The organism is Pigmentiphaga soli (assembly GCF_039541095.1).
Classification (GTDB): Bacteria; Pseudomonadota; Gammaproteobacteria; order Burkholderiales; family Burkholderiaceae_B; genus Pigmentiphaga; species Pigmentiphaga soli.
Window position 1 is genome coordinate 224,469 of sequence record NZ_BAABFO010000007.1, and the last position, 6,729, is coordinate 231,197.

The following is a 6,729-nucleotide window of genomic DNA, read 5'->3' on the forward strand; positions in this document are numbered from 1 at the left end:
CCCAGGAGAATTCGCCATGGCATGGACCCGCGAGCAAATGGCGGCGCGCGCCGCCCTGGAGCTGGAGGACGGCTTCTACGTCAACCTGGGCATCGGCCTGCCCACGCTGGTGGCCAACCACGTGCCGCCCGGGCGCGAGGTCTGGCTGCAATCCGAGAACGGGCTCCTGGGCATCGGCCCCTTCCCGACCGACGACGAGGTCGACCCCGACCTGATCAACGCCGGCAAGCAGACCGTCACCACGCTGCCGGGCTCGTCGATCTTTTCCTCGGCCGACTCGTTCGCGATGATCCGCGGCGGCAAGATCGACCTGGCCATCCTCGGCGCGATGCAGGTGGCCGTCAACGGCGACCTCGCCAACTGGATGATCCCCGGCAAGATGATCAAGGGCATGGGCGGCGCGATGGACCTGGTGGCCGGCGTTGGCAAGGTGGTCGTGCTGATGGAGCACGTGGCCCGCAAGAAAGACGGCAGCACCGAGCCCAAGATCCTGCCCGCCTGCACGCTGCCGCTGACCGGCGTGGGCGTGGTCGACCGCATCATCACCGACCTGGGCGTGATCGACGTCACGCCGCAGGGCCTGAAACTGATCGAGGTCGCGCCCGGCGTGACGGTGCAGGAAATCGTCGACAAGACGGCGTGCCCGCTCGACACCTCGGCGGTGGGTGTTGCGGCTTGAGGTCGTCCCGGGCCTGGCCCGGGAGTTGGGGCGGCGCCGCCTCGGCGGGATGACCGATACGGCCGGCGGCGCCATGTGGCGTCGGGCCGCCGCGGCCGCCATGCTGGCGGGGTGGCTGGCTGCGTCGCCGCTGCCGGCCGCGGCCGAGGCGGCCGGGCCGCCGGTGGCGCCGGCGCTGGCCATCCCGGGCGTCGCGTCCAGCGCCCAGGCCTTCGTGCCAGACGGATTCGTGCTGCTGCGCGAGGCGCAGGGCGACCTGGGCGGCGGCGTGCCGGGCGTGGCGCAGGTGTATGAAAATGCCGATGGCCGGCGCGCGCTGCTGATCGGCTGGCGCCGTCCCGACGGCTTCGAGGCCTCGGGCTGGGGCTTCGTGGTGCCGTGCCGCGACTGCGGCATCGACCTTAGCGGCTACGACAATTACGACGTCCGCATCGACGGCCGCGCGGTGGTGGTGGAAGACCGCAGCGCGTCGGCCGAGCAGGGCACGCGCACCGATGCCCGGCTCACGCTGGCCTACGATGCCGGCCTGCGGCGGTGGCGGCTGGCCACCGTCAGCCAGGCCACCACCTTCCTGCGCAGCGGGCGCGCCGAACATTCGTTCATCGACTACTTGCGGGGCGTTTCGCGCGATGCCGTGGGCAAGATGGAAGACGGCGCCTTCCGCCCTGAATCGGTGCAGGAAAAACCCACGCCGCCGCAGGTCCTGACGCTCGACGGACTGGCGCTGTACTAGGGCCGCTCCCGCAGGCGGCGGACGGGCCGCCCAGTGTGTCGGATCGCGCATACTGTCGCGAAACGTTACCGGGGCTCCGATCGCGGCAGAGGCAACAACCGCTATAATTTCAATTTCCCGCAAGCGCTGGCCCAAATCCATGCGCAATTGGCAATGACCAAGTACGTATTCGTCACCGGCGGCGTGGTGTCTTCCCTCGGGAAAGGCATTGCCGCGGCATCCCTCGCCGCGATCCTCGAATCGCGCGGCCTCAAAGTCACCCTCCTCAAGCTCGATCCCTACATCAACGTCGACCCCGGCACCATGAGCCCGTTCCAGCACGGCGAGGTGTTCGTGACGGAAGACGGCGCCGAGACCGACCTCGACCTGGGCCACTACGAGCGCTTCATCTCGGCCCGGATGCGCAAGGTGAACAACTTCACCACCGGCCAGATCTACGAATCGGTGCTGCGCAAGGAGCGCCGCGGCGACTACCTCGGCAAGACGGTGCAGGTCATTCCGCACATCACCAACGAGATCCAGGATTTCATCGCGCGCGGCGCGGCGGCCGCGTGGGACGGCCAGACCGACGTGGCCATCGTCGAGATCGGCGGCACGGTGGGCGACATCGAGTCGCTGCCCTTCCTGGAAGCGGCGCGGCAGATGAGCCTGCGCATGGGCCGCGGCAACGCCGCCTTCATCCACCTGACGCTGGTGCCGTTCATCGCCTCGGCCGGCGAACTGAAAACCAAGCCCACCCAGCACTCGGTGCAGAAGCTGCGCGAGATCGGCATCTACCCCGATGCACTGCTGTGCCGCGCCGACCGCCCCATCCCCGACGACGAGCGCGCCAAGATCTCGATGTTCTCGAACGTGCCGCTCGACGCCGTGATCTCGGTGTGGGACGCCGATTCTATCTACAAGATCCCCGCCATGCTGCACAAGCAAGGGCTGGACGACCTGGTCTGCCAGACACTCGGCCTGCAGGCCCAGCCGGCCAACCTGTCGATGTGGGACAGCCTGATCGAGGCGCGCGAGAACCCGCAGGGCGAGGTGCTGATCGCGATGGTCGGCAAATACGTCGACCTGACCGAATCGTACAAATCGCTCACGGAAGCGCTGGTGCACGCCGGCATCCACACCCGCTGCAAGGTGGTGGTCGAATACCTCGATTCCGAACAGATCGAGGCCGAGGGCACGGCGCAGCTGGCCAAGTACGACGCCATCCTGGTGCCCGGCGGCTTCGGCAAGCGCGGCACCGAAGGCAAGATCCAGGCGATCCGCTACGCGCGCGAGAACGGCGTGCCCTACCTGGGCATCTGCCTGGGCATGCAGCTGGCCGTGATCGAGTTCGCGCGCGACGTGGCCGGGCTGGAAAACGCCAACAGCACCGAGTTCGACCCCGACACGCCGCATCCGGTGGTGGCGCTGATCACCGAGTGGATGGACCGCGAAGGGCGCATCGAGCGCCGCACCGCCACCTCCGACCTGGGCGGCACGATGCGCAAGGGCTCGCAGCGCTGCCCGATCAAGCCGGGCACGCTGGCGCAGAAAATCTACGGCGACGAGGTCAACGAACGCCACCGCCACCGCTACGAAGTCAACAACGTCTACGTGCCGAAGCTGGAAGAGGCCGGCATGGTGATCAGCGCGCGCACCCCAACCGAAAACCTGCCGGAAATGATGGAACTGCCCAACCATCCGTGGTTCGTGGGCGTGCAGTTCCATCCGGAATTCACTTCCACGCCGCGCAACGGCCATCCGCTGTTCTCGGCCTACATCCGCGCGGCGAAGCAGTACAAGGCCGAGCACGCGTCGGCCAAGGAGCTCGCATGAGCGCAGACACCGAGCGCGTCCACAAGCTGTGCGGCTTCGAGGTCGGCCTGCAGAAGCCGTTCTTCCTGATCGCCGGCCCCTGCGTGATCGAATCCGAGCAGATGGCGCTCGACACCGCCGGCCAGCTGAAGGAACTGACCGCGAAGCTGGGCATCCCCTTCGTCTACAAGAGTTCGTTCGACAAGGCCAACCGCAGTTCCAGCAAGTCGTTCCGCGGCCTGGGCATGGATTTCGGCCTCAAGGTTCTGGCCGAGGTGCGCGCGCAGATCGGCGTGCCGGTGCTGACCGACGTCCACGAAACCGACCAGGTCGACCCCGTGGCCGCCGTGGTCGACATGCTGCAGACGCCGGCCTTCCTGTGCCGCCAGACCGATTTCATCCGCGCCTGCGCCGCTTCCCTCAAGCCGGTCAACATCAAGAAGGGCCAGTTCCTGGCGCCGCACGACATGGTCAACGTGGTCGACAAGGCGCGCGAGGCGGCGGTCGAGGCCGGCGGCGACGGCAGCAACATCCTGGTCTGCGAGCGCGGCGTTTCCTTCGGCTACAACAATCTCGTCTCCGACATGCGCTCGCTGGCTATCATGCGCGAAACCGGCTGTCCGGTGGTGTTCGACGCCACGCATTCGGTGCAGCTGCCCGGCGGGCAGGGCACCACCTCGGGCGGGCAGCGCGAATTCGTGCCGGTGCTGGCGCGGGCGGCGGTGGCGGTCGGCGTGGCGGGCCTGTTCATGGAAACCCATCCCGATCCGGCCCGCGCCAAGTCCGACGGCCCCAACGCCGTACCGCTGGCGCGCATGGGCGAGCTGCTGGCGTCGCTGGCCGAACTCGACCGCGTGGTCAAGCGCCACGGCTTCCTCGAAACCGATTTTCGATAAACCTTAGAGACACCGCCAACAATGAGTGCAATCGTAGACATCATCGGCCGCGAAGTGATCGACTCGCGTGGCAACCCCACGGTCGAGTGCGACGTGCTGCTGGAATCGGGCGCGATGGGCCGCGCCGCCGTGCCGTCGGGCGCGTCCACCGGCTCGCGCGAGGCCATCGAGCTGCGCGACGGCGACAAGTCGCGCTACCTCGGCAAGGGCGTGCTGCAGGCGGTCGAGAACGTCAACACCGAGATCGCCGAGGCGCTGATGGGCCTCGACGCGCAGGAGCAGGCCTTCCTGGACCGCACCCTGATCGAGCTCGACGGCACTGACAACAAGGAGCGCCTGGGCGCCAACGCGCTGCTGGGCGTCAGCATGGCGGTGGCCAAGGCCGCGGCCGAGGAGTCCAGCCTGCCGCTGTACCGCTACTTCGGCGGCAGCGGCGCGATGAGCATGCCGGTGCCGATGATGAACGTCATCAACGGCGGCGCGCACGCCAACAACAACCTCGACCTGCAGGAGTTCATGATCCTGCCGGTGGGCGCCTCCACCTTCCGCGAAGCGGTGCGGATGGGCGCCGAAGTGTTCCATGCGCTCAAGAAGCTGATCAACGACAAGGGCATGTCGACCGCGGTGGGCGACGAAGGCGGCTTCGCGCCCAACGTGGAAAACCACGAGGCCGCGATCCAGCTGGTGCTGCAGGCGATCGAGAAGGCCGGCTACGAGCCCGGCTCGCAAGTGGCGCTGGGCCTGGACTGCGCCAGCTCGGAATTCTTCCGCGAGGGCAAGTACCATCTGGCGGGCGAGGGCGGCGTGTCGCTCAGCTCGCAGGAATTCACCCATCTGCTGGCCACCTGGTGCGACAAGTACCCGATCATCTCGATCGAAGACGGCATGGCCGAGAACGACTGGACGGGCTGGAAGTACCTGACGGAACAGCTGGGCGGCCGGGTGCAACTGGTGGGCGACGACCTGTTCGTGACCAATACCCGCATCCTGAAGCAGGGCATCGAGCAGCGCATCGCCAACTCGATCCTGATCAAGATCAACCAGATCGGCACGCTGACGGAAACCTTCGCCGCCATCGAGATGGCCAAGCGCGCCGGCTACACCGCCGTGGTGTCGCACCGCTCGGGCGAGACCGAAGACACCACCATCGCCGACATCGCGGTGGCCACCAACGCGCTGCAGATCAAGACCGGCTCGATGTCGCGCTCCGACCGCATCGCCAAATACAACCAGTTGCTGCGGATCGAGGAAGACCTGGGCGACATCGCCCACTACCCCGGCCGCGACGCTTTCTACAATCTGAAGTAAAGCTTCCCCTTGCGGCTTGCGGCCGCTCCTCCCGGGGGGCGGCGCGTGGCGGACCGGCGGAGCCGGATCCGCGGCGCCCTGGGTAGGGGGCGTGGTTCTTTTGGATGGCTTCGATGCGCTTGTTGACCTTGCTGATCGGATTGTTGCTGGCACTGATGCAATACCCGCTTTGGCTGGGGAAAGGCGGCTGGTTTCGCACCTGGGAACTGGAACGCCAGCTGGCGCAGCAGAATGAGACCAACGACCAGCTGCGCACGCGTAACAAGGCGCTCGGCGCGGAAGTGCAGGATCTGAAAAGCGGCACCGACGCCATCGAGGAACGGGCCCGCTTCGAGCTGGGCATGATCCGGCAGGGCGAGGCCTTCGTGCAGATTGTCGATGCGGGATCGGCGCCGGCCATGCTGCCGGCTCCTGCGGTGCCGGCCGGGGGGCAGGGTGCAGCGGCGCAGGCGCGAGCCGGCGGCCCCGCAGGCGCGCAGCCCTCTCCCCCGGCGGCCGCGTCGCCGCGCCGGTGAGCGTTGTCGTTCACTCTGGCGCGCCCAGCATGATGGGCGCGTTCTGGCCGGGATATTCCTGCGGGTGGGATTGCATGGCTACGGCAATGGTCCGTACGATCGCCAGCAGCCCTGGGCCGCTGCGGGCCGCGGCCAGGTAGGCGTCGCCCGCCGGCGCGGGCAACTGCCGGACCAGCGCACGCAGGCCGGGCAGCACAGGCGCCTGCAGATAGGTGGCGCGCAGCAGCAGCGTATTGGCGTCGTGGATGGTGCCGCCCGAACGCGGGCCGGGGCCGCCGCGTTGCGCGTTCTGTTCGGCCTGGTAGGCCTGGTTGATGACGCGGCGGCCGGCGCCCAGTTCGGCCGCCAGCCAGGGGTCGGCGAAATCGTCGAAGCTGCGGGCGTCTGGTGACAGGATCTCCAGCCGCGCCAGCGGCAGGCCGTAGCGCAGCCGGAAACGCCGAGCGGCCTCGCGCACCGCGGCGGCCGCGCCATCGGCCCGCAGCGGCGCGCCGGCGCGCACATGCAGCGGCGCCAGCGCCCGCTCGAAAGCCGCGCGCACGGCAACCGGCGAGGCGCCGGCCACGCTGCCGGCGCGGCCGGCTTCCAGCAAGGCATAGCCCACCGCCTGGCGTACCAGCATCCAGCGGGCGGATTCGATCGCGGCGAACCCGACGAATAGCAGCGGCAACGCGACAATGCAGAATTCGACCATCGCGGTGCCGGTGGAAGATTCCCTCCGACGCGCTTCGCGCGCCCCTGTAGAAAGTCCCCCCCTACGCGCTTCGCGCGCCCCCCAGGGGGCGATGCGGGCGGACCGGCGGA

The 6,729-nt window shown here is 68.4% G+C and carries 7 protein-coding genes; 6 read left to right on the top strand and 1 reads right to left on the bottom strand.

Annotated elements, in window-relative coordinates:
* Window positions 1-16 precede the first annotated feature (16 nt).
* From ABD927_RS09760 to ftsB, 6 genes are all read left to right on the top strand, one after another.
* Complete coding sequence (locus ABD927_RS09760) at window positions 17-679, top strand: CoA transferase subunit B (protein WP_345248767.1); 663 nt, start codon at window positions 17-19, stop codon at window positions 677-679.
* Window positions 680-728: 49 nt separating this feature from the next.
* Window positions 729-1,412 (top strand): hypothetical protein, encoded by a 684-nt coding sequence (locus ABD927_RS09765; RefSeq protein ID WP_345248769.1) that lies wholly within the window; start codon window positions 729-731, stop codon window positions 1,410-1,412.
* A gap of 153 nt (window positions 1,413-1,565) precedes the next feature.
* Window positions 1,566-3,227 carry a CTP synthase gene (pyrG, locus tag ABD927_RS09770; RefSeq protein ID WP_345248771.1) on the top strand — a complete coding sequence of 554 codons (1,662 nt, stop codon included), beginning with the start codon at window positions 1,566-1,568 and terminating at the stop codon, window positions 3,225-3,227.
* Complete coding sequence (kdsA, locus tag ABD927_RS09775) at window positions 3,224-4,102, top strand: 3-deoxy-8-phosphooctulonate synthase (protein WP_345248773.1); 879 nt, start codon at window positions 3,224-3,226, stop codon at window positions 4,100-4,102. The genes pyrG and kdsA overlap by 4 nt, the downstream gene beginning before the upstream one ends.
* Window positions 4,103-4,123: 21 nt before the next feature.
* Window positions 4,124-5,410 carry a phosphopyruvate hydratase gene (gene eno / locus ABD927_RS09780; protein ID WP_345248775.1) on the top strand — a complete coding sequence of 429 codons (1,287 nt, stop codon included), beginning with the start codon at window positions 4,124-4,126 and terminating at the stop codon, window positions 5,408-5,410.
* Window positions 5,411-5,523: 113 nt separating this feature from the next.
* Window positions 5,524-5,925 carry a cell division protein FtsB gene (gene ftsB, locus ABD927_RS09785; protein ID WP_345248777.1) on the top strand — a complete coding sequence of 134 codons (402 nt, stop codon included), beginning with the start codon at window positions 5,524-5,526 and terminating at the stop codon, window positions 5,923-5,925.
* A gap of 10 nt (window positions 5,926-5,935) precedes the next feature.
* Here ftsB and ABD927_RS09790 read toward each other — a convergent pair whose 3' ends face one another.
* On the bottom strand, window positions 5,936-6,619 hold the full coding sequence (locus ABD927_RS09790) for a TadE/TadG family type IV pilus assembly protein (RefSeq protein ID WP_345248779.1): 684 nt from the start codon (window positions 6,617-6,619) through the stop codon (window positions 5,936-5,938).
* Window positions 6,620-6,729 lie beyond the last annotated feature (110 nt).